General features: G+C 55.3%; 17 protein-coding genes. 11 read left to right on the forward strand and 6 right to left on the reverse strand.

Features of this window, described 5'->3' with window-relative positions:
• Positions 1 to 49 precede the first annotated feature (49 nt).
• The 5 genes from IC235_RS14950 to IC235_RS14970 all read left to right on the forward strand — a co-directional run bounded on the left by IC235_RS14950 (position 50) and on the right by IC235_RS14970 (position 8,938).
• Positions 50 to 2,173 carry a SurA N-terminal domain-containing protein gene (locus IC235_RS14950; RefSeq protein WP_191005994.1) on the forward strand — a complete coding sequence of 708 codons (2,124 nt, stop codon included), beginning with the start codon at positions 50 to 52 and terminating at the stop codon, positions 2,171 to 2,173.
• Positions 2,174 to 2,399: 226 nt separating this feature from the next.
• Positions 2,400 to 4,229 carry a tetratricopeptide repeat protein gene (locus IC235_RS14955; RefSeq protein ID WP_191005995.1) on the forward strand — a complete coding sequence of 610 codons (1,830 nt, stop codon included), beginning with the start codon at positions 2,400 to 2,402 and terminating at the stop codon, positions 4,227 to 4,229.
• A 355-nt stretch (positions 4,230 to 4,584) separates the two neighbouring features.
• Entirely contained in the window at positions 4,585 to 6,324 is a 1,740-nt protein-coding gene (recJ, locus tag IC235_RS14960) for a single-stranded-DNA-specific exonuclease RecJ (RefSeq protein ID WP_191005996.1), read from the forward strand.
• Positions 6,325 to 6,693: 369 nt separating this feature from the next.
• Complete coding sequence (locus tag IC235_RS14965) at positions 6,694 to 7,854, forward strand: acyl-CoA dehydrogenase (protein ID WP_191005997.1); 1,161 nt, start codon at positions 6,694 to 6,696, stop codon at positions 7,852 to 7,854.
• Positions 7,855 to 8,011: 157 nt separating this feature from the next.
• Positions 8,012 to 8,938, forward strand: coding sequence for a helix-turn-helix domain-containing protein (locus IC235_RS14970; protein ID WP_191005998.1), 927 nt, complete (start codon positions 8,012 to 8,014; stop codon positions 8,936 to 8,938).
• A 125-nt stretch (positions 8,939 to 9,063) separates the two neighbouring features.
• On the opposite strand, the gene IC235_RS14975 is transcribed toward IC235_RS14970, so the two are convergent.
• On the reverse strand, positions 9,064 to 9,804 hold the full coding sequence (locus IC235_RS14975; protein WP_191005999.1) for a hypothetical protein: 741 nt from the start codon (positions 9,802 to 9,804) through the stop codon (positions 9,064 to 9,066).
• 440 nt (positions 9,805 to 10,244) lie between these two features.
• Between IC235_RS14975 and IC235_RS14980 the strand changes: the two genes are divergently transcribed.
• The 4 genes from IC235_RS14980 to IC235_RS14995 all read left to right on the forward strand — a co-directional run bounded on the left by IC235_RS14980 (position 10,245) and on the right by IC235_RS14995 (position 16,246).
• The gene (locus IC235_RS14980; RefSeq protein WP_191006000.1) at positions 10,245 to 11,375 is read left to right on the forward strand and encodes a helix-turn-helix domain-containing protein; all 1,131 of its coding nucleotides are present in this window, start codon (positions 10,245 to 10,247) and stop codon (positions 11,373 to 11,375) included.
• A gap of 184 nt (positions 11,376 to 11,559) precedes the next feature.
• Positions 11,560 to 12,774 carry a serine hydrolase domain-containing protein gene (locus IC235_RS14985; RefSeq protein ID WP_191006001.1) on the forward strand — a complete coding sequence of 405 codons (1,215 nt, stop codon included), beginning with the start codon at positions 11,560 to 11,562 and terminating at the stop codon, positions 12,772 to 12,774.
• Positions 12,775 to 12,942: 168 nt separating this feature from the next.
• Positions 12,943 to 14,097: a helix-turn-helix domain-containing protein gene (locus IC235_RS14990; protein WP_191006002.1), complete on the forward strand. Its 1,155-nt coding sequence runs from the start codon at positions 12,943 to 12,945 to the stop codon at positions 14,095 to 14,097.
• Between the two features lie 145 nt (positions 14,098 to 14,242).
• A complete protein-coding gene (locus IC235_RS14995) occupies positions 14,243 to 16,246 on the forward strand; it encodes a M1 family metallopeptidase (RefSeq protein ID WP_191006003.1) in 2,004 nt (667 codons plus the stop codon).
• Between the two features lie 146 nt (positions 16,247 to 16,392).
• Here the strand turns inward: IC235_RS14995 and IC235_RS15000 are convergent, their stop codons facing one another.
• Complete coding sequence (locus IC235_RS15000; protein ID WP_191006004.1) at positions 16,393 to 16,752, reverse strand: hypothetical protein; 360 nt, start codon at positions 16,750 to 16,752, stop codon at positions 16,393 to 16,395.
• A gap of 331 nt (positions 16,753 to 17,083) precedes the next feature.
• Between IC235_RS15000 and IC235_RS15005 the strand changes: the two genes are divergently transcribed.
• On the forward strand, positions 17,084 to 17,779 hold the full coding sequence (locus IC235_RS15005; protein WP_191006005.1) for a C40 family peptidase: 696 nt from the start codon (positions 17,084 to 17,086) through the stop codon (positions 17,777 to 17,779).
• Positions 17,780 to 18,310: 531 nt separating this feature from the next.
• Complete coding sequence (locus IC235_RS15010) at positions 18,311 to 18,643, forward strand: hypothetical protein (protein WP_191006006.1); 333 nt, start codon at positions 18,311 to 18,313, stop codon at positions 18,641 to 18,643.
• A 411-nt stretch (positions 18,644 to 19,054) separates the two neighbouring features.
• Here IC235_RS15010 and IC235_RS15015 read toward each other — a convergent pair whose 3' ends face one another.
• From IC235_RS15015 to IC235_RS15030, 4 genes are all read right to left on the reverse strand, one after another.
• Complete coding sequence (locus IC235_RS15015; RefSeq protein ID WP_191006007.1) at positions 19,055 to 20,047, reverse strand: PQQ-binding-like beta-propeller repeat protein; 993 nt, start codon at positions 20,045 to 20,047, stop codon at positions 19,055 to 19,057.
• Complete coding sequence (locus tag IC235_RS15020) at positions 20,044 to 20,502, reverse strand: hypothetical protein (RefSeq protein WP_191006008.1); 459 nt, start codon at positions 20,500 to 20,502, stop codon at positions 20,044 to 20,046. The genes IC235_RS15015 and IC235_RS15020 overlap by 4 nt, the downstream gene beginning before the upstream one ends.
• Positions 20,503 to 20,765: 263 nt before the next feature.
• Positions 20,766 to 21,785, reverse strand: a complete 1,020-nt coding sequence (locus IC235_RS15025; RefSeq protein ID WP_191006009.1) for a hypothetical protein — start codon at positions 21,783 to 21,785, stop codon at positions 20,766 to 20,768.
• Between the two features lie 22 nt (positions 21,786 to 21,807).
• Positions 21,808 to 22,860 (reverse strand): hypothetical protein, encoded by a 1,053-nt coding sequence (locus IC235_RS15030; protein ID WP_191006010.1) that lies wholly within the window; start codon positions 22,858 to 22,860, stop codon positions 21,808 to 21,810.

Here is a 22,860-nt window from a genome sequence, read left to right on the forward strand (position 1 = left end):
CCAGCACTGCCAACCAAACTACTGAATAACTGACAACCGACCCCAAAGAATGGCTTTAATTAACACGATTCGAGAAAAATCAGGCGTAGCGGTGGGCCTTGTGGCCGTGGGCATGCTGCTCTTCATTGTCGGCGGTGACTTGGTAGGGGGTAAAAACCGGCTCTTCAACCGCAACGACCAGGTGGTGGGAGAGGTAGCCGGGGAGAAAGTAGAGCTGAACGACTACAACAACGCCCTCGAGCAAGCCAAGCAGGCATTCGCGGCCCAGCAGCAGCGCCAGCCCGACGACCAGGCCATGGGCTACCTGCGCGACCAAGCCTGGAACCAGACCCTCTACCGCCTGGCCTTCAAGCCGGAGTGGGAAAAGCTGGGCCTGACGGTGTCGGACGACGAGCTGGTGGACATGGTGCAGGGCGACAACATCAATCCGGGCATCAAGCAGGCCTTTACCGATAAGGCTACCGGCCAGTTCGACAAGGCGCGGCTGATTGAGTACCTGAAGAACCTGGACAAGCTGCCCCCCGAAAACCAGGCCGCCTGGCACAACTTCGAAGCCAACCTGCCCGCCGAGCGCCTGGCTAACAAGTACAACGCCCTGCTGAAAAACTCGGTGTACGTGACCACCGCCGAGGCCAAGCGCTACGATGCCAACCAAAACACCAAGGCGACCGTGAAGTACCTGTACGTGCCCTACAGCACTATCTCGGATTCGGCCGTAAAGGTGACCGACGCGCAACTGCAGGCTTACCTCGACAAGAACCAGGGCAAGTACAAAGTAGAGGAAGGCCGCTCGGTGGAGTACATCTCCGTGCCGGTGGTCGCCTCGAAAGAAGACAGCGCCGCCGTGAAAAGCTCAATCGCGGAGCTGGCAACGCAGTTTGCCTCCGCGCCGGTCGACTCTCTATTTGTAATGCAGAATTCCGAGCAGCCCTACAACAAAGCCTTCCGCAGCCCCGCCGACCTGCCCGAGGAGCTGCGCAAGCAACTGCCCCTGACCCAGGGCAAAGTCTACGGGCCCTACGCCGAGGCGGGCACCTACTCGCTGTACAAGGTAACGGGGGTTGGCACCGGCAAGCAATCTGCGGCCCGGGCCAGCCACATCCTCATCAAGGCTGAAGGTCCTACGCCCGAAGCCAAAGCTGCCGCAAAAGCCAAGGCCCAGGACATCCTGAAGAAAATCAAAGGTGGCGCCGACTTTGCCGCGCTGGCCCGTCAGTTTGGTACGGATGGCACCAAGGACCAAGGGGGTGACCTGGGATGGTTCGGCCAGGGCCGGATGGTGCCCGAGTTTGAAAAGGCCATTTTCAGCGCCACGGCCCCCGGCCTGCTGCCCAACGTGGTGGAAACGTCGTTCGGCTATCACGTTATCAAAATCACCGCCGCGCCCACCAAGCAAACTTACCAGGTGGCCGAGGTGAAGAAAACCATTGCCCCCAGCGACGCCACCCGTGACGTGGCGTACGCCAAGGCCCAGCAACTGAAGGGCGAAGCCACCGACCTGGAGAGCTTCCGCAAGCTGGTAACTAAGGATAAGACGCTGGTGAAGCAGGAAGCCAAAAACCTGGATCGGGGCGCGCGCAGCGTGAACAACCTGCAAAACGCCCGTGACCTGGTACGGTGGGCCTTTGGCTTCAATCAGAACGGCAATGAAACCAAAGTGGGCGACATCTCCGAGGTATATGAGATGGGCGACCAGTACGTAATTGCCGCTCTCACCGACCAGCGCCCCAAGGGAGTGGCTACCGTGGCCAGCTTGCGGCCGGAATTGTCGGCCTTGGTGCGCAACGAGGAGAAAGCCAAGCAGATCATCGCCAAACTGCCTAAGGCGGGCAGCCTGGAAGAGATGGCCGCCAAATACGGCTCGACCGCCCAGGTAGGTACCGCCCCCGGCGTGGTGCTGGGCCAGGGTAGCATCCCGAACGTGGGCTTCGAGCCCCTGGCCGTGGGCAAAGCCTACGCCCTGAAGCCGGGGCAGAAGTCGGCGCCCATCCAGGGCGAACAGGGCGTGCTGGTGGTAGAGCTGGTAAACGTCGCGCCCGCGGCCCCCACCGCCAATCTGAAAGCGGTGCAGCAACAACTGGCTCAGCAGCGCGCCCAGCAGCAGGATGGCAAGATTTACGAGGCCATCAAGGCCCACGCCAACGTGAAAGACAACCGCACGAAGTTTTTCTAGCAGGCGCTCATCCCGTTAAAAAGGGCCGTACCTTCGGGTGCGGCCCTTTTTCGTTTTTGGACGTCTATTAACCGCGAAACCAGGACCCCGCACCGGCAGGTTTTTCGTTGAACGAAGCAGCCGGAACCCGACGTTTACTCAGGCACGGGTTATCCGCGTTATCACGTTATCAGATTTCTTGGCGTTAAGCATGCTGGCTACCAGCTCACAATCAATCCTGTTACTTATGCGTCCGCATTCCTTCGTAATAGCTGCCTCTCTGCTGCTGGCCTTCCCGGCGGGAGCCCAGCAGTCTCCAAAGGCCTGGGCTCCGGTGAGCGGCGCCGCGCTGGCCAGTGACTACGCTAGCCGGGGCGAGCACGAGAAGGTGGTGTTCCTGTTTGAGAAGCTGTCGACCGAAGAGCAAACGAGCCCGGCGGTGTTCCCGGTGTATCTGGCCTCGCTGCAGGCCCTGAAGCGGCATAAGGAGGCTGAGAAGCTGGCCAAAAAAGCCAGTAAGCTGCATCCGGAAGATGCTACCGTTGGCGTGGCCCTGGGGGGAGTATACGCGGCGTCGGGCAACGCTTCGGCCGCCGAGAAGCAGTGGCAAAAAGTGCTGAGCCAGCTTACCCTGGCGCAAGTGGAGCCCGCGGCGGCTGAGTTCAGCCGCCGCGGGCTGCCGGCCTGGGTCGAGCGGACCTACCTGCGGGGCCGGGCCTTGGCCAGGAACGAGACGGAATATGCCCCGCAGCTTATTCAGTTCTACACCCAGGGCCAGAATCAACCCCAGCTGCTGGCCGAGACCCTGCGCCTGGTGGCCCAGGATGAGCAGAAGCTGCCCTTCGTGCGCAACATGCTGCAAAATGCGCTGCGGGAAGAGAAAGACTTCGATGCGCTGGAAAAACTCCTGCTCACCGCCACGCAAGAGCACCCGGAGCAAATGGCGTACAGCGAGCTGCTGCTGTGGCTGCAGATGCAGCGGCACGACTTCAGCGGGGCCCTGGTGCAAGCCCGGGCGCTGGACCGGCGCAGCCACCAGGAAGGCAGCCGGGTGATGCAGCTGGCGGCCGTTGCCCAGCAAAATAAAGACTATGAAAGCGCCATCGAGGGGTATGCCTACGTAGCGAAGGAATACCGCGGCGGCCCCTACGGCAACGCGGCCCGGCAGCGCCTGCTGCAGGCCCGGGAGGCGCAGGTGCGCGACACCTACCCCGTGGACGAAGCTAAGGTGCGTGCGCTGGTAGCTGACTACGAGCAGTTGCTCACGGACCTGGGCCGTACGCCCGAGACGGCTCCCGTGCTTCGCAACCTGGCCAACTTGTACGCCTTCCAGCTCAACGACCGGGCTAAGGCCATGGACTTATTGCAGCAGGTAATCGACATGCCCCGCGCCAGCGACGAGGTGGTCGACGAAGCCAAAGTGACACAGGGCGACTTGTACTTGCTGAAAGGGGAGCCCTGGGAGGCCACGCTGCTGTACTCGCAGGTCGAGAAGTCGCACAAAGACTCGCCGCTGGGCTACGAAGCGAAATTGCGCAACGCCCGGCTGAGCTACTACGCCGGCGACTTCAAGCTCGCGCAAAGCCACCTCGACATTCTGAAGGAGGCCACCACCCGCGAAATTGCCAACGATGCCATGCAGCTCTCGCTGCTGATTCAGGACAACACGGTGGAGGACACGCTGGGCCTGGGCCTGCGGGCTTACGCGGCCGTGGAGAAGCTGGTGTTCCAGAACAAGATTAAGGAAGCCATCGGGGGCCTGGATGCGCTGCTGGCGACGTTCCCCGGCCACGCCCTCGCCGACGATACCTACTACCTTAAGGCCCAACTGCAGCGACGCACTGGCGACTTCGCGGGGGCTGCCGCCACCCTGGAGCGCATCACTACCAATCCCAAAGATGACGTGCTGAGCGATGACGCGCTGTTTTTGCTGGCCCGCATCCAGGAAGAGGACGTGAAAGACAAGACCAAGGCCCAGGAGCTTTACAACCAGGTGATAACCAAATACCCCGGCAGCATTTACGTGGCGGAAGCCCGGAAGCGCTTCCGAAAATTGCGGGGTGATGGGGTCCTGTAAGGCCAGGCTTTGACCTGGCCGCATTATAATGAGTCGCCAGGACGACATAATCACGCTGGTTGCGGTTGCCCGAAACCAGTAGTTCAACGAGCCTAAGCAAAGGTTTCGGCCGACATTTCCGCTTACGACCCCGGAGCGTCGCGCTCCTAGCCAAAAAATACGAACATCAGCGCCAGTACCAGAATAAACACTACATACATCAACCCATCAGACAGAATGTATTGGCGGTATTTACGATAAAATTCTCGAAACTTACTCATAAGGTGCGGCACTGGAAAGCCAGGCCCCGAAGATACGTCGGTGGGCGTGGGGAGGGGTTTGGGCGTACTTTTGGGGCCATTTCTACAAGTATCCAATGTCCATATTCGCTAGCAAATACTGGAATTACATCCCCGAACAGGACCCCGTTAAGGCCCAGGGGCTGGCGCAAGCCTTGTCCGTGGCCCCCGAAATAGCGGCCCTGCTGGTACAGCGCGGCGTCGACACGCCCGAGGCCGCCGCGAGCTTCTTTCATCCCAGCCTGCGCCAACTGCCCAACCCCCTGCTGATGCGCGACATGGACCGCGCCGTCAGCCGCCTCGCTCGGGCTCTCCAGGAGGGCGAAAAGGTGCTCGTGCTGGGTGACTACGATGTGGATGGCATTACTGCCGTGGCCACGGTAATGAGCTACCTGCTGCCCCTGTTCGGCGCCGAGCGGCTGCGCGACTACATCCCCGACCGCTACACCGAGGGCTACGGCATCTCGGCTAAGGCCATCGACACCGCGGCGGATAATGGTTTCCAGCTCATCATCGCGCTCGATTGCGGCATTAAAGCCGTGGAACAGGTGGCCCACGCCACGAGCCGGGGCGTTGACTTTATTATTTGCGACCACCACTTGCCCGGCGACGAGCTGCCGGCCGCCGTGGCTGTGCTCGACCCCAAGCGGGCCGACTGCGCGTACCCCTACAAAGAGTTATCAGGCTGCGGGGTGGGCTTTAAGCTGATGCAGGCCCTGGGCGAGCACCTTGGCCTGCCCGTGGCTCCCCTGCACGACTTGCTGGACCTGGTAACGGTGAGCATCGCGGCCGACATCGTACCCATTACCGGTGAAAACCGAATTCTGGCCGCCCACGGCCTGCGGCGCTTCAATGAGGATGCCCACTTGCTGCGCCCGGGCCTAGCCGCCTTACGCGAGCTGGCTACGCTCCGTGAAGGCCCCTTGGGCATCAGCAGCTTGATTTTTGGGTTCGCGCCGCGCATCAATGCTGCCGGCCGCATGGGCGACGCCCGCCGGGCCGTGGCCATGCTGCTGGCCCCCGACCAGCAGGAAGCTCGGTATACTGCGGAGGTTGTCGACCAAATGAACCAGCAGCGCCGCGGCTCCGACCAGCACACCACCCAGGAGGCCCTGGATATGATTGCCGGCAACCCCGACCTGCAAAATGCCCGGGCCACCGTCCTATACAAGGCCGACTGGCACCAGGGCGTACTGGGCATCGTGGCTTCGCGCTGCCTCGACCAATACTACCGTCCCACCGTCATCCTGACCCAGCGCGATGGCAAGGCCACGGGCTCGGCTCGCTCCGTAGCGGGTTTCGACGTCCATGAGGCCTTGGAGGCCTGCGCTCCCTTGCTCGACCAGTTTGGCGGACACCGCGCGGCGGCCGGGCTCACCCTGAAAGTGGAGAACGTGCCCGCGTTTCAGCGCCGGTTCGAGGAAGTGGTAGCGGGTACGCTTACCACCGAGCACCTCGTGCGCCCCGTCGAAGTAGCCGCGCTGCTGCCGCTGAGCCGGGTCAATGAAGCGTTTTTTGCCGAGTTGCGCCGTATGGAGCCGTTTGGCCCTGGTAATCCGAACCCGGTGTTTGCCTCGCAGCAACTGGTGGCGGTACCCAACAGTGCGCGCGTGGTTGGTCAGGGCCACCTCAAGCTGCGCCTGGCCGCCGCTGATGTCTCCGGGCCCGTGGTGGACGCGATTGGCTTTGGCCTGGCGAATTATCTGCCCGAAATCGAGCAGGGCCAGCCCTTTAGCGCTTGCTACACGGTGGAGCTGAACGAGTACCGGGGCCAGCGCAACGTCCAACTGCGGCTGCTGGACGTGCGTTGGGAGTAGCCCGCGGTGGGGGAGAAGCCCGACCCAGTATTTCGAAGGCCCCGCTTACGTACACCAAGACCAAGGGGTGAGGAAGGTATGGCGGTGTGATGACCAAGTATGGAACGGGCCGTACCAAGTGCTAGGCACCAGCGAGCCCGAAAAGCAAGGCCAGGGCGTAGCGGCTACCAGGATGAAGGGGCATGGAGCGGTAAAAGCCAGCCGAAGCTTTGAAAATCAAGATTCATTTTGGGGCTGAGCGACCATGTTCGTTGATCATTTTTTGCTTCAGGCTGGTTGTTATGCTGGTCGGCTCCTTATGGTTGGCCTTGCCTGCCATTGCGTAGGGCCGTACTTTTGTTTTCCCTAATCATTATTCCCGTCCCACCCATGCAAACCGCCACCTCCACCAACATTTACCAGCTGACCGAAGAGCAATTGGCCGTACGCGATGCTGCCCGTGACTTTGCGCAGAGTGAGCTGTGGGCCGGCGTCATCGAACGCGACGAGCACCAGAAGTTTCCCGCGGAGCAGGTGAAAAAAATGGGGGAGCTGGGCTTCATGGGCATGATGGTGAGCCCCGAATACGGCGGTAGCGGCCTCGACACCGTGAGCTACGTGCTGGCCATGGAAGAAATCTCCAAGGTCGACGCCTCTTGTTCCGTCATTATGTCGGTGAACAATTCCTTGGTTTGCTGGGGCCTGGAGAAATACGGCACCGAAGAGCAGAAGCGGAAGTACCTGCCGCGCCTATGCTCAGGCGAGATTATCGGGGCTTTCGCCCTGAGCGAGCCCGAAGCCGGCTCCGACGCCACCAGCCAGCGCACCACGGCCGAAGACATGGGCGATTACTACCTGCTGAACGGCACCAAGAACTGGATTACCAACGGGACCACGGCCTCGGTCTACCTCGTTATTGCCCAAACTAATCCCGAGCTGAAGTCGCGCGGCATCAACGCCCTGATTGTTGAGCGAGACACACCCGGCTTCCAGGTGGGGCCCAAAGAGAATAAGCTTGGCATCCGGGGTTCTGATACCTGCTCGCTGCTGTTCACCGACGTAAAGGTTCCCAAGGAGAACCGCATCGGCGACGACGGGTTTGGCTTCAAGTTCGCCATGCAGGTGCTGGCTGGTGGCCGCATCGGGATTGCCGCGCAGGCCTTGGGCATTGCTTCCGGCGCGCTGGAGCTCAGCCTGAAGTACGCTAAAGAGCGCAAAGCGTTTGGGGTGGAGATAGCTAAGCACCAAGCCATTCAGTTCAAGCTGGCGGATATGGCCACCAACATCGACGCGGCCCGCCTGCTCTGCCTGCAGGCGGCGGCCGATAAAGACCACGGCGCCGACTACGGCAAGTCGGGCGCCATGGCCAAGCTCTTCGCTTCGAAGGTGGCGATGGACAGCACCGTAGAAGCGGTTCAGATTCACGGCGGCTACGGCTTTGTGAAAGAATACCACGTGGAGCGGCTGATGCGCGACGCCAAAATCACCCAGATTTACGAGGGAACTTCCGAAATTCAGAAAATTGTGATTTCACGGGAATTACTAAAGTAGAGAGCGAATAGCCTAAAATTCAGAATCATTGCATTAAACCCAGCCACTTTCTGGCTGGGTTTTTAGTTTTTGTGAATTTCAAGTTGTTATATTGCACTGCGGAATCTACCCAATCAACCAAACCGCAACCTCCACAAGCCTTTTGGCACCACATATTATGGAAGATTACAACAAAGTAATTGAATCATTGGGCGTCCGATACATCAAGGCGAAGAACTTGGTGCTGCATCAGCCCTTCACCGTGCGCAACTCTTACGACGTTGGCAACAACCTCATCTTGTTGCATAAGGGCCACATCAGCTTCGGCGACGAGGAGATGGTGGTCGAAGAAGGGGAGATGCTCTTCATCCCCGGTGGCCGGTCGACCCGCGTGACCTACGGCCAGGACCAAAAGAACCGGGTCATCAGCAACGACGACCTCATCGCTAACAAGGATAAGTTCTTCCATTCCAACGAAGACCTCGACCTGATCGGCGAAGATGCCGAAAGCCACAGCTTCGTGAGCTTCGAGGCCAAGGTGTTTGACTCCGTCAACTTTTTCGCTTCGCTCGACGTGCCAGCCTTCCTTATCAGCGGGCAGCCGAAGCTAGCGAACTTGGTTATCAAAGTCGTGGAGGAAAGCATCCAGGACCTACCGGGACGCGAACGACTCATCAGCATCTACACCGAGAACATCGTGGTGGAAGTGGTGCGTTATGTGCTGCGCAACAACATGTTCGTGGAGCAGCTCGCCACCAACAGCACCTACTTCAAGGATCCCCGTCTGATTGACCTGTTCAATTATATCAAGGAGAACCTGGGCGGCGACCTCTCTAACAAGGTGCTGAGCGGCGTAGCCAACGTGAGCGAGGATTACGTGGGCCAGTACTTCAAGATGCTGACCAACATCAACCCGCAGGACTACATCGAGTACCAGCGCATGGAGCGCGCCGTATTCCTGCTGCGCACCACCAAGAAGAGCATCCGCGACATCGGCAAAGAAGTGGGGTACAAGGATACCGCCTACTTCTGTCGTCGGTTCAAGATGATGTTCGGCATTCCGGCGGGCAAGATGCGCCGGCGGGAGTCTGCGATGAATATCTAGGTAGCAGACCAGCTGTTGGCAACAAGTTCCCGCTGGCAACCGGCATCAAGCGCCAAAGCACAAAAAGCCCCGCTTCGAGTTGAAGCGGGGCTTTACTGCGCCTGCGTCAGCTTAAGGCCGACGGACTACTCAATATCACGGAAGCCTTCGCTCTTCGAACGGTAGCTGCTTTCCGAAGTACGGGGGCTAAAGTCGCCGCCGGTCGAGGCGTTGCTGCTCATCCCACCGCTAACATTGCTGCCCGAGTTGGCGCCGTAGCTGCCCGAGCTGCTGCCGTAATTGCTGCTACCATAGGCCGAGCCGCTTTCGGAGCGGCTACTGCCGTAGCTCGAGCGGCGGCTACCCAACGCATCGGTCGACTGGTAGCCGCTGCGCCCGTAGCTGCCGCTTTGGCGCCCGTAGCGCGCCTCCGATTTGCTGGATTTGCCTTTGCGGGTAGCCAGCAAACCGATGCCAACGGCTAAGAGGGCCCCACCCACAACTTTTTGAGTCGTGCTCAGGTCATTGACGCGGCTCACGGCGCGATTGCTCCACTCCTTCACGTTTTGGGGAAACTGGTTCACGCTGCTAAGAACCCCCGAGTCCTCAATCCACTTTTTGCTGCTTGCAAGGGCAGTGTTGAGGATATTGTCACCCGTTTGGCCGTCGCCCTGGTTGTCGTTTTGCTGGTTGCTTTGGTTGCTGCCGCTGGCCTGAGTTTCGCTGGCGCCTTGCGCACCACTGCGAGCCGAGCTTGATTTGCGAGCGCCACCAGAAACCGTGGCGTCATTGCCCAGGCCGGTGCTGCCCGTGGAGGTACCGGCATTTTGTACGCGAACGTCGTCGCCGGGCATAGGAGTGCCCGATTGGTTTTGTTGGTTATCCATGATAAAGGAAAGGGAATGTAAGTGAAGAGAGGAAAACAGGTCCGCAGCCATAGGCTGCCGAAGCTTTTATTCGTAAGTTATCCGCCATAAGTTGCACTAACGGTCAATAATTTAACCCCTGGCCGTAGGCATTTGGCCTTAAGCTGATGCGTGCTCCGGCCCCTTAATCAAGTTGTTGTGGGGTGGCTCCGCTCAAGTACACCGTTTGCCCAACCACCATCGCTACCGGCGGGCTGCTCAGTACTAGGCGAGCCTGGTGGGCCAAGGAAGCGCGCGTCCAGGTCCGGAGTGTTGCATGGGTAAAAAGTGGGAGAGTAAGGACAAGCTCCTACGGGCAAGGAGAAGAGAAGGAACCGCTCTTTCTGGCGGCCTGCTGGCCGGGTGGCGGCCTTTATGCGTACGAGGTACATTTGACCGGCCGCTGGTGGCCGTGCGCTTCCATGACGCTCTCGTTTAACATATACCTCTTCTGCGTAGCCTTCGCAGTGGCCAACCTGCTGCTGACGGCCGTGCTGCTCTTCGTGCTGAAGAAAGCCCGGAACCGAAAGGCTAACCTTGCACTCGCCCTGTTCTTGCTGTGTCTGGCCGGAAGCTTTCTGAGTGATATCCTCCTCAACAACAACTTCTTTCAGCGGTACCCGCAGCTGATGGATTACGACAGCTTTCTCACCTTGGCGCTGGGGCCGCTCTTGTACTTCTACATTCTCTACCAGACCCGGCCGGATATGGAACTACGGCCCATTCATCTGTTGCACCTGCTGCCCTTAGTCGGTTACTTTATCATTTTGTGGGACTTTTTTACCAGCAGCTCGGCGATTAAACGCACCTACATAAGCCTGAATTGGTGGGAGGCAATTGCCCATTATTTCCTTGCCACGTGCTTGCTCAAAGCTCAGTTGCTGCTGTATGGTATTGTGAGCTATCGTTTGCTCCAGCGCCACGGCCGCGTGATTCAGGAACTGGCGTCCGCCGTGGAGAACCTACAACTGCGGTGGTTGCGCAACGTGCTGCTAGCTGTTGGGGGGCTGTTCGTAGTCTGGTTGGTCAGCAACCTATTCAGACCCGCCGGGTACTTGTTGGGGTTTGGTGTGCTGTTTTTTAGTTACTGGATTGCCTACCACGCCCTAAGTCAGGAATACCTGTTCGAGCCCGCTAGCGTAGCCGCCGTGCTACCCATTATCCAGGAGGAGCCAGAAGTGCGCTATCGGACCTCCACTCTGACGCCAGAGGACATTCGGACCTTAATGGAACGCGTAGCCCAACACATGGCCGAGGTCCGACCTTACCTGGAGCCCGAGCTGTCGCTGGCGCGCCTGGCAGCCCAGCTCCAGCTCAACCCCCACTACCTCTCCCAGGTGCTCAACGAAGGCTTCGGCGAAAGCTTTTATAAGTTCGTCAACCGCCACCGGGTACAAGAAAGCCAGCGCCTGTTGCTGGACCCCGCGCTGCAGCATTACAGCATGTTGGGCATCGCCTACGAAGCCGGCTTTAGCGCCAAATCCACATTTTATAAGGTGTTCAAAGAGGTGGCGGGCTGTTCGCCCTCTGAGTTTGTGAGTAAGAACAAATAAACTGATTGCTAGAATATTGAGTGTCTAATTTGATCTAGGTAGACCTGGCCTAAACGGCTGGATATCCGGCTTGAACGACGTAGACGTCGGGGGGTAATCTGCGGGGGAGCTTCGGGCGTTAGCTCACCGAACGCTCACTGGTCCACGACCAGCTTTTTCCCTCATCAACCCCTCCGTAGTTTACATGAAGACCCTACATCTGGCCTGTGTGGCCACCGCCATCCTGTGCCTGACGGCCTGCGACAAGGATAAGCAAGTAGCCGAGCCGGCCGCCGTTTGTGCCCCCGCTATTGACGCGCACCCCAAGGCCGCGCAAGTGCAGGCCATCATCAAGCGCTACACCGACGTCTACTTTCCCGGAGCCGTGGTGGCCTTCAAAGACGCTAACGGCTACTGGCAGGGGGCCACGGGCTATTCCCAGCTCGAAACCAAGACGCCCATGCAGGCGTGTCAGCTAGCTTACGCGCACAGCGTCACCAAATTCTACACGGCCAACGTGGTAATGCTGCTGAGCCAGGAAGGCAAAATCAACCTGGATGCCCACCTTGCCGATTACCTGCCAGCCGAACAATTGCGAAAGATTCCACAGTCGGACCGGATGACGGTGCGGATGCTGCTCAACCATACTTCCGGCATCCAGGACTACACCGAGCAAACAGACTTTCAGAACGGCGCATTGGTCAATATCAATAATCCGGCGTGGTTTGCTTCCTTCACGCCCGAGACGTTCCTGTCTTATATCGAAGGCAAAGACCTCTTGTTTGAGCCCGGCACCGATGCGCAGTATTCGAACTGCAATTACATTCTGCTGGCCCGGATTATCGAGCGGATAACGGGCAAGTCCTACGCGCAGGTGCTTCAGGAAAAGCTTTTCAATCCTCTGGGCCTGCGGCAGACGTATTACCCGCGCGATTTGTCGGGCTACGATTTACCTGGTTCTTACCTGGATGTGAAGGGCTTGCAAGGCCAAAGCGTGCCCATGGATTTTGAGAACGTAACGGCCACGCAGAAAGCCTTCACCCAGGTGACGCTGGGCGAAGACGGCATCATCGCGGCTCCGAGTGATTTCGTTAGGTTCATCGAGTCCTTCGCGCTGGGGCGTATCGTCAACAGCCGTAGCGCTGAGCAGATGTTAGCCTTTCCCGCGCCGACGACCAGAGACCCTAGAGGCCATAGGTTCTCTTACGGATTAGGCGTCTGGAACTATGCTCCTCAGTACGGTGTGGAGGCTTACGGGCATCCGGGAGGCCTGATTGGCTACGCCAACAAGCTGGTGTATATTCCCAGCACAAAGACCAGCTTGTTTGCCTCCATTAACTGCAACGCCGACCTTTCCCCCACTCTCAATGCCAAATTTGAGGAGATGGCGGGCGAGGTGGTGAGGAAGCTGGCTGAGTGAGCAGGTACTAGCTGCTTGCGCACGGGTAGAGCCAGTCAGGAAGCCCAGATATAAGCAGCAGGCCGCTGGGTAAGAGGAACCGCTCTTTCCGGCGGCCTGCTGGCCGGGTGGCGGCCTTTATGCGTACGGGGGTACATTTGACCGGCCGCTGGTGGTCGTGCGCTCCCCATGACGCTCTCGTTTACCGTATACCTGTTCTGCGTGGCCTTAGCCATTGCCAACCTGGTGATGGCCGCCATTTTGCTGCTGGCCTTACGCAAGGCTCGCAACCGGAAGGCCAACCTCACGCTCAGCTTGCTGCTGCTGTGCCTGGCCGCCAGCTTTTTTCTGGGCGACATCCTCTACCGCACCTCCTTTTTTGAGCGCTATCCGCATTTGATAGAGTCCGACCCTTTTTTATCGCTGTGTTTAGGCCCACTGCTTTATTGCTACATTCTCTACCAAACGCGGCCTGACTTTCAGTTGCGGCCCCGGCACCTGCTGCACCTGCTGGCGTTACCCGGCTATTTTCTCCTTTTGTGGGGGTTCTATACCGCCGACGCGGCCACCAAGCTGGCCTACCTAAAGCCGGAAAATTGGTTAACCATTCCGCATATCGTTGTTGCTCCTTACTTCAAAAAAGTACAGCTTTTTGGGTACGGCGTGGCCTGCTACTGGTTGCTGGTGCGGCACGGCCGGGTGATGCGGGAGCTGGTTTCCTCGATTGACGACCGGCAGTTGCGCTGGCTCCGCCATCTGTTGCTGATGGCGGCGGGGCTATTCGCCGTGTGGATCGTATCTGATGAGTTCAGTGATACAACCAGTAGGCTGGGCTTCAATATGCTGGGTTTTACTTTGTTATTCTCTAGCTACTGGGTTACGTACCACGCCATTGCTCAGGAATACGTCTTCGCCAAAGTAGGGGCTGAGGCCGTGTTACCCATCATTCAGGAAATCGAGGAAGGGAAGGACGTACGGTATCGTAACTCTACCCTGACGCCAGCTGATATCCAGGGCCTCATGGAACGGCTGGCCGCGCACATGGCTCACGCCAAGCCCTATCTCGACAACGACCTGTCGTTGACGGCCCTGGCCGAGCAGCTTCAGCTCAACCCCAATCACCTCTCACAGGTGTTGAACGAAGGCTTCGGCGAGAGCTTCTACAAGTTCGTCAACCGCCACCGCGTCGAGGAGAGCCAGCGCCTGCTGCGCGACCCCGCCTTTGCGAATTATACCATGCTGGGCATTGCTTACAAGGCCGGATTCAATACCAGCTCTACTTTCTACAAGGCCTTTAAAGACGTTGTGGGCTGCCCACCTTCTGAATTCATGAAGAATAAATAATAGGTTGACAACCAGTATTATGAATACAGTTTTAAATACAGACGGACACATTCATTCGCTTTTATTACTCGGCTAAGCTTACACAGAAGATACCCGATTTCCCATGGGCAAGCTTTGGGTACCAATTAACCCAAACCTTCTCCTCATGAAAAACCTATTTCGCTTCTGTTGTTTGCTAGCGGCAGGTGCCTCGTCTGGTCATAGTACCGTTGCCCAGGCTCAACCAGTGCCGGTTGCCAAGCCGAACACTGGACTAGGAATACACTGCCCGGCGGCCCGGACAGCCGCCCGCCGCCCGCTCTCCTCCCCCCGGCACGGCCAGCAGATGGCGCGTTACGACGTGAAGTACTACAAGCTGGACCTGGCCCTGGAGAACACCAGCGTGGCCGTGGCCGGCTCGGTGCGCATGCAAGCTCGCAATGGTGGGGCAGCACTGGATTCGCTGGCCTTTGAGTTATACCCGACCTATACCATCGACTCGGTGGTGGTGCAGGGGCGACGAGCCCCGGGCTGGCGCCGAGTGGCCGGCGACGTTAGCGCGAAGCTGGCCGTAGCCGTACCGGCTGGTCAGTTGTTCAATGCCTTCATTTACTACCACGGCACCGCACCGAGCAGTGGTCCGCGTAGCGGCCTAGCTACAAATCAAGATCCTGCTTCTGGAGTAACTGTGACGTATAGCCTCAGCCAGCCATTCTACTCGTACCAATGGTTTCCGTGCAAGCAGGTACTCACCGACAAAGCGGACTCGTCGGATGTGTGGGTGACGACCACGCTACTCAACAAAGTCGGCTCTAATGGGGTGCTGCAACGCGTGACGCCCCTGCCTGGTGGCAAAGCGCGCTACGAGTGGAAGTCGCGTCATCCTATTGCGTACTACCTGATTTCAGTGGCCGTGGCCCCCTACGTGGAGTACACCAACTACGCCCATCCGGCGGGTAGTCCGGCCATTCCTATCGTCAACTACCTCTACAACCAAGCCGCTATCGACCAGGCCCGTCCGCAGTTGGACTTGGTGCCGGCCATGATTGAAAACTTCTCCAGCCTAGTAGGGCCGTACCCCTTTGCCAACGAAAAGTACGGCCACTGCCTCGTGCCTACTTATCCTGGAACTGCCATAGAAAACCAGACCATGACTACCATAGGGGCGATTGACGACCCTATTCTCGTGTCCCACGAGCTGTTTCACCAGTGGTTTGGTGACAATGTCACGTGTGCCTCCTGGCAGGACATCTGGCTCAACGAGGGTTTTGCTACCTATGGATCATATTTAACGTTGCAAGCCCTCTCGCCGGCGGATGCGCGGACATTCATAGACCAAGGCACTGCCTTAGTGATGTCGGAGCCCGGTGGCAGCGTGCGGGTACTTGACACACTAAACGTGGACCGCATCTTATATCAGCGCTTGAGCTACGCAAAAGGGGCGGCTATAGTCCACATGCTGCGGTATCTACTGAACGACGATGCCAAATTCTTCCGGGCCCTGCGCACCTACCAAAGCACCTACGCCGGCCGCGCGGCCCGTACCCGGGACTTGCAACGCATTTTCGAGGCGGAGGCTGGCCGCTCCCTGCAGTACTTCTTCGACCAGTGGTACCAGGGCGAAGGCTACCCCACGTTCACCGTGCGCTGGAACCAAAGTGGCAACACGCTCTACCTGCAAAGCAGCGAAACCGTTTCCATGCCCGCCGTCACCCCCTTCTTTGACACCGAGGTCGACTACAAACTGAGTTTTGCCGACGGTACGAGCCAAATAGTGCGCCTGCGGCAGGGCCAGCCCGTCTCGGGGTACAGCCTGGCTGTGGCGGGCACGGTCACGGGCCTCGAGGTGGACCCCCAGCAGTGGATCCTCAACGGCGAAGGCACCGTCACGCGCGACCCCGCCCTGGTGCTGGGCACGCGCGGCGGGGCCGCGGCAGCCCGGCTGAGCGTGTATCCGGTTCCGTGCCGCGAATACCTGCGCCTGGCGGCCGTGCCCGGTGGCCCCGTGCAAGCCGAGGTGTCGGATGCCAGCGGCCGCGTGGTGTTGCGGCAAGGGTTGCCGGCCGGCGCCGACCGTCTGGTCACGGCGGGCTTGCCGGCGGGGCTTTACCACCTGCGGCTGTTTGATGGCCAGGGCCGAGTCAGCCAGACCCATTTCATCCGCGAATAGCCCATAATGCCTTGCTAGGTGAACGCGAACCGACTTAAGTAGTCAATCATCAATAACTGTATAAGGGCAGTCCTGCTGCGGCCCCGCTCAGCATGATTGCCCTTATACAGTTACTTGGGTACGGGTATCAGGAACGAATAAGCTGGTCAGACAATGTCCTTTGGCCGGGCGTGCCGCGGCAGTGGGACCAACACGTGGTTGGGATTGGCCAGCACTACCCGGCGGGCTTCTTCGCGGGCTTCGACCTCGTATTTGTTGTGGTAGTAACCCACCCGGGCCGACTCAACGAGGTACTTCCACAGAAAAGGAAGCAGGCCATTTTCCTTGTACTGACGCAGGTGAACTTGTTCGTGGGCTACCCATTCAGGGTCGGCCAGAAACTGCTCCCGGGTGACCCCGCTTAAGTGCACGGTTTGCCCAATAACCATGGCCACCCGCGGGCTGCCCAGCACCATGCGAGCAATGCGGGCTAGGGGTGAGTGGGTCCAGGTTCGGAGGGGTTGCATGAGGGGAGGGTAGAGGAATATTTTGGGCAAGCTAATACGGGTTGGCCAAATAGCGGGTTGCACGCACAAAAAATATTTTACGGCTATTGCTCTGTACTTTACAAAGAAAATTAGTCTTTTTCTTAGCGAAAAGAAGTGGTTTACCAAAAATATGCCCTAGCTTTACCCAACTACCCATTCCGATGATAATAGAAATCGTTGGGTTCAACTCTTTTTTTCACTTCTTTCCTCGGCTACTCAACGCCTTGCCTATCGCCTAAGAAACCCTCACTGCCCGGCTCCTTAACCTTCCCCGGAACCCGGATTTTAGCCCTTCCCCTAACGACGGACAATGAAACATCCTTTTCTCTATTGCCTCGCCGCTGGTTCGCTAGCTCTCTCCTTCTTCTTCGAACGTGCCCCCGATGCTTCGGTTGCGGTCCGTGCCAGCGTGGCACCGGCCGTTGCCGAAGCATCGCTGTTTCCGGCCACCACGATGAAGGAGTTTCCTGCGGAGCTTCCCAAAGCTATTACCCCACCCGCCAGCGTGCCTGGCCCCAAGCCCGCCGCCCCCACGGCGGCTGCCCTGGCGGCCGCCCGCGACTCCCTCGCCTACCAATACTACGGCCAAACCCTGGGCGTACACTTGGCCTTCGACGAAAATAAGGACTTGCTGCGGACCGTCACCGACTGGATTGGCACTCCCTACCGCTACGGTAACAATTCGCACCGCGGCACCGACTGCTCGGGCTTCGTAACCCGCGTATTCCAGGAGGTGTACGGCGTTGTGCTGAAGCGCTCCTCCCGCTCGATGTTTGCTACTACCCAGCACGTAGCCAAGGCCCAGATGCAAACCGGGGACCTGGTTTTTTTCCGCCGGGGCCGGGGCCCGATCTACCACGTGGGCATTTATTTGAAAAACGGCAAGTTTGCCCATTCGGCCACCAACGGCGGGGTAATGGTTAGCTCCCTGCACGAGGCGTATTACCGCCGCAACTTCTACGCGGCGGGCCGCGTGCGCAACATCGAAGAGGCGACCGCAGAATAACGCGTCAGCCATCTATAAAAGCACTTCGCGCCCGGCTTCAGCAGCCGGGCGCTTTTTTATGGCGGAAGAGGTCGAAGGCGGCCTATTTACAGCGCGTTCAACACCTCTGCTGTTCGCACGGTATATCCCAGTTCCGTGGCTCGTGATAGCCGAACCCCCAGGCCTTGCGCAGCCCCCGGTGGCCTTACTGGTAGCTGGAGCCATGAAGCGCATCGTGGACCGAGTACAGCCTATAGTGTTCAGCGCCTGCCCATAGACTTAAGCTGCTTGGCCGCGTAGCCCTCTGCTTCCAGCTGTGCGGACCCTATCTGTACGTTCGCGCATGGTTGCGCTAGCGTAAAAAAAAGGATTTAGTATGAGGGGATAAGCGCCAAATAGCTGATCATAACAAGCACCTGGTTATGCATGGATCCTTGGTGGTTATTTAGAGTTTGGATAGAAAAAGGCAGCCTGGCAGCGGCTTTTTGCGTAAGGCTTGGCTGAGGCAGCTCCCTTATTATTCTTTCAACTTCTCCTTTCAGTACCTCCTTTATGGAAGCCCAAATCGAACAACAACTCGAAAAAATTATGCCCGAAGACCTGGCGCGCACGTTTGAAAGCGCTTACCACGTCCTCTTTGAAGGCCAGCACGAGCACATTGACGACCTGCTCAAGCACGGCGGCGTGCTTCTGCGCAAGGCCGCTCAGCGATTCAGCCCCACGCAGATGATTTTAGGCATTGCCGGATTGGCCGCCGTAGCCGTAGTAATCATCAATCGGGTTAACGACGACAGCCACGAAGGCGAAGCTCATGATGTAAGCAGCCGGGAGGGTAAGCGTCAGCTTGGTAGTTCGGATGGCGCCCAGAAAAAAGGCGCTGCCTAAAGCAAGGGATACCAGTAGCTTTTTTGACCTTTATCAAAAAGCCGCTCCCTTAGGAGCGGCTTTTTGCGTTGAAAGCCCTCTCTTCACCAGCATAAGCTAATTTACGGATACCTTTTAATACCACGATGCCTGATGCCAAGGAGAGGTTAACGCCCCTGCCATATACCACACTGTTATCTATATTCTCAATAAGTCAAGCAGCATTGATTTTCGCTTTCAGCTTTGCTAAACCATTTTCCATTGCCTTAGCCCAACTGGGATCGAAATCTACATAGTGCTCCCTATCCCCTCGTCGGGCCACGCAGCCCCAGCTCCAGGCGCCGGTAGCTTCGCTGTAGGCCCGCACGCTGTCACGGCTTTCTCCTAGGCAAAGTAGAGTAAGTAGGCTGGCGCATTGACAGAGGCAAAGTACTAGTGCTCAAGATCAAAAAGGTACAATGAATTATCTTGGGTATGTATATAAAGAGTAGAATCTTTCACATATAATCCACCGATCAAGGCTGTATTAAGCGGTAAATCATGTTTCCAGATTAATGTCTTTTGTATAATATCTATAGCCCCAAGCTTGGCGTTATCGGTGCCAGTAAAATGAGTAAAAAACAGGACTCCATCTACCACAATCCATTTTTGATAAAAGTTACTGACAAAGCCATTTTCTCTTAATATATCATTAATACTCCAAACGTTTAATTGCTCTGTTTCTAAATGTAAATAAACGATTTCGTTGGAAAATAAAGAATATATAATGTTATTGTCATTGATAATCCGGCCTATAATAGACTCATATTTATTGAGTACTTGGCCCGAAATACAATCTAAACAAAACATCCCCCTATCTTCGGTGCCATCTACAGATAAGTAAACCTTGTCATTATGTGCTACTATATTGCTATGAAGGAAAGCTTTCTCAGATTGTAGAAGATCAGCATATTTTACCTGCCACAACAATTCCCCATCATCCGAAGAATAGGTTTCTGTCAGCTTCTTTTTGTACCAGTCACGTAACAGCCGTGTTGGGCCGAAAACACATTCACCGTTTACATCCGGTATAGAAACTTTATTTCCATGTTTTTGTATGACAAGATTGGCTTCGTCACTATTCTCTACGTACGCTTTTATGTCGGAGTCCGAATAAATATATATTCGTGGTTCTTGCTCAATTACCCTGCCATTAGTTAAATCAATGACTTTACTCTCTCCCGCTTCGTACCAATAGAAACTGATTAAGTCGCGGCGCAGATATAGCATCGAAATCTCTTGGATAGGATAGCACCAAAGTTCGTGCAAGTTCCTGTCAAAGAACTTTAAACTAGGCTGATTTCCGAAGAACTCTATTAGAAGACCTGTAGGAAAAATGTCTAATAAGGCAGCCTTTGCAAAGTGTGCTTTAAATATTACTCTCATCTAAATATGGTTGTGTAATTGTTGTTTACGAAGTCAATGATTTTTTGATCGGGTATAGTAGTAGTGCCCCGAGCCAAATTAAACCAGCTTGCAATTTTACTTCTTCTAGCAGGGTCAGCATTTAGTATTTGTTCTAGCGAAGTCTTGTTGGCTTTCATCCAGTCGACCATCTTTTCTTTTGTCATCCCTGTATTAGTCATTCGCCACTGAATTTCGTTCAGATTTTCAGCAGAAAACAAGTCCCGCTCAATAAATTGGTCCTTTATCGTACCAGCGGTGATACTTCCTGGCCCAGATTTATACTCTATTTTTAGATTAGGTGGAATACATTGCTCACAAAAAACATCAATAAAGGAGGTCGTTCCCCTTGCATTGGCCACATTCTCTTCAAATCTAAGTGTCTTGCCGCTGAAGGTATTGGCATCATTTGCTATGTCTCTTATTATCCAATGCACCCCTTGTCTGTAGTTGTTGTTCCCGCCCTTTAGAATATTAAGCGCTGATCTTTACCTCAATTTACTCCTTCGCCGCTAAGGCGGCGTCACCAATTGCATAAATTGTTATTACATCCAGTGTAATGAGACTAGTTTTTATCGCAGCATGTTTAGCGTTCAGCCATCTCCCTGATATTTCAGGAAGATGGCTGAACGCTAAACATGCTACCTGACTACCTGCACTGCTACGAGCCGGTGGTCAGCGGTAGTTCTATGGGCCCGCTTTATTCTTCAAACACCAGCACCTCATTGAGACCGGTGCGCAAGTACCACAACCCTTTATTGTAGAGTATCTGGTTGATGCTCAAACTGTCAGCCTCCGGGATGGGCACACATACCTCTACCTTTCGGGTTTCTATATTGAAGCATCCTATTCTGGGTACTGTATCAATAAGTTCTGAGGGGCGCGAAGATCTATCAGCGAAATAGACCTTATTATCGCTCAGACTAGCGACGGCAGGCGATACCCAGTAAAGCGGCTCTTCCACGTTGAGCCCACCAAAGAAGGTGCCGCCGGTGTTTACATCGATGATCTCATACCACTTCTGCTCGCCATGCAGTTGGGTATCAGCATAGATAGTTATAAACCAGCCTCGTACTGGGTCGAATAAGTTATTGAAGCCACGGGTATAGAGACGTCTGACTTCTTTTCCTGTGTTAAGGTCTAGCACGATGATATAATTGCTATTAGCTACATCGTTTCGCTCCCGAGGCTTCGTCACAAGAAACAATAACATGTCATTGTATAAGTAAAAGTCATTTTTAATTATATGTTCTCCCGATAAACACTCGTATTCCCAGTAGGTTTGTGTATCCAGCAGATTTGAGCAGCGGAAGTGCTTGGCTGAGCCAGAGACATTTTCGTCGTAGTGAAATTGATAATCCTTGTTTAGAAAGTGTCCCCACCATGGCCCCTTTTTCTCCGTTACTTGGTTACCTGTGATGTAATATTGTCTTTCAATACCCTTGTATACAAAAAGAATAATGTTATATGTGTCTAATACAACTACACCTTCTACATCCTTATAGAGAAAATCCCGCTGGTTGAATGAAGTATCGTAAATACTCACCTTGTCTGGTAGCATTTTATAGAAAAAATTACCGGAATGCCAGCCATTGAGCGGGTTGATGTCTACCGATCGGCCAGAAGCTAAGTCTATAATGTACGTGGGTGTAGCAACAAATATCTGCTCACCTATGCGGAAAAGATTTTCTGCCTTTTCTATGCGCTCAATTAATCTCATTATAATACCCGGATTTCAGAATTCACTCCTTAAATACAAATAATTGGCTGTCTGCAGTGCGTACATACCATAGTCCATTATTGAAAAGTATTTGTTGCGGCTCTAACTCCTCTGCTTCCAGGATTGGCTCACAAAATTCTATTATCCGCTTAGCTATATTAAAACAGCCCATTTGAGGTATCTTTCTTTCATTATGGTCTGTAAATCTATGATTACCTGCGAAATACAATCGATCACCGTTAATGCTTTCTACGGCTGGCCCTACGCCATACAAAGCGCCATTGTAGTTAAGCCCGCCCAGATAGAAGCCACCATTATTGACATCGAATATTTGATAATACTTTTGTTCACCAAAGCGCTGGCGGTTACCATAAACATTTATAAATAATCCTTGGGTTGAATCAAATAAGCCAGGAGGAGCCTGTAAAGATCTGCGCCACATAAATTGGCCTGTTTTTAAATCGAGAGCGACAACAAAGAATAAAGAATCATGAGGAAGTATTCTTGAATTCTCGATTGTACAAAACAACAGTAAATCATTATAGATGAAATACTCATTACTAAATAAGGACTCATTCTCATTTATACTATATTCCCAATAAGTTTGGGTGCCCCAAAAGTCAGAGCACCGAAAATAAGTTGGTTTATATCGGTTCTCAGGGCGAAAGTTTAAACGGACGTTTTGGTTAAGTAATTTGCTGCTCATAAGCGTCTCGTTTAATTTACTATGGTTATCAAATTCCATCACCTTTTGAAGGCCAACGCTAGAATTAGCGCTTAAATGGAATACTTCAAGAATATATTTATCTGCGCTGAATGACACAAGGGATGTAGTTTCTGGATCTATGGCAGGGTTTGAGATGATCCTTACCGGTTCCAAACTAGAATCATATACTATTATTCTACCCACTTCCATGGAATAGAAATTATTATCCAGCTGCCTCACTCGCGGACAAGAAATGCGCTTGCCTGAACCTATATCAATCACTGCTTGAGCTGCCAAGTCTAATTGCAACACCTTATCGCCAGTCAGCATTAGCTGACTAGCACCTGACTGCTGGTTTATCAACTTCAT

It is taken from the genome of Hymenobacter montanus, from assembly GCF_014699115.1.
Classification (GTDB): domain Bacteria; phylum Bacteroidota; class Bacteroidia; order Cytophagales; family Hymenobacteraceae; genus Hymenobacter; species Hymenobacter montanus.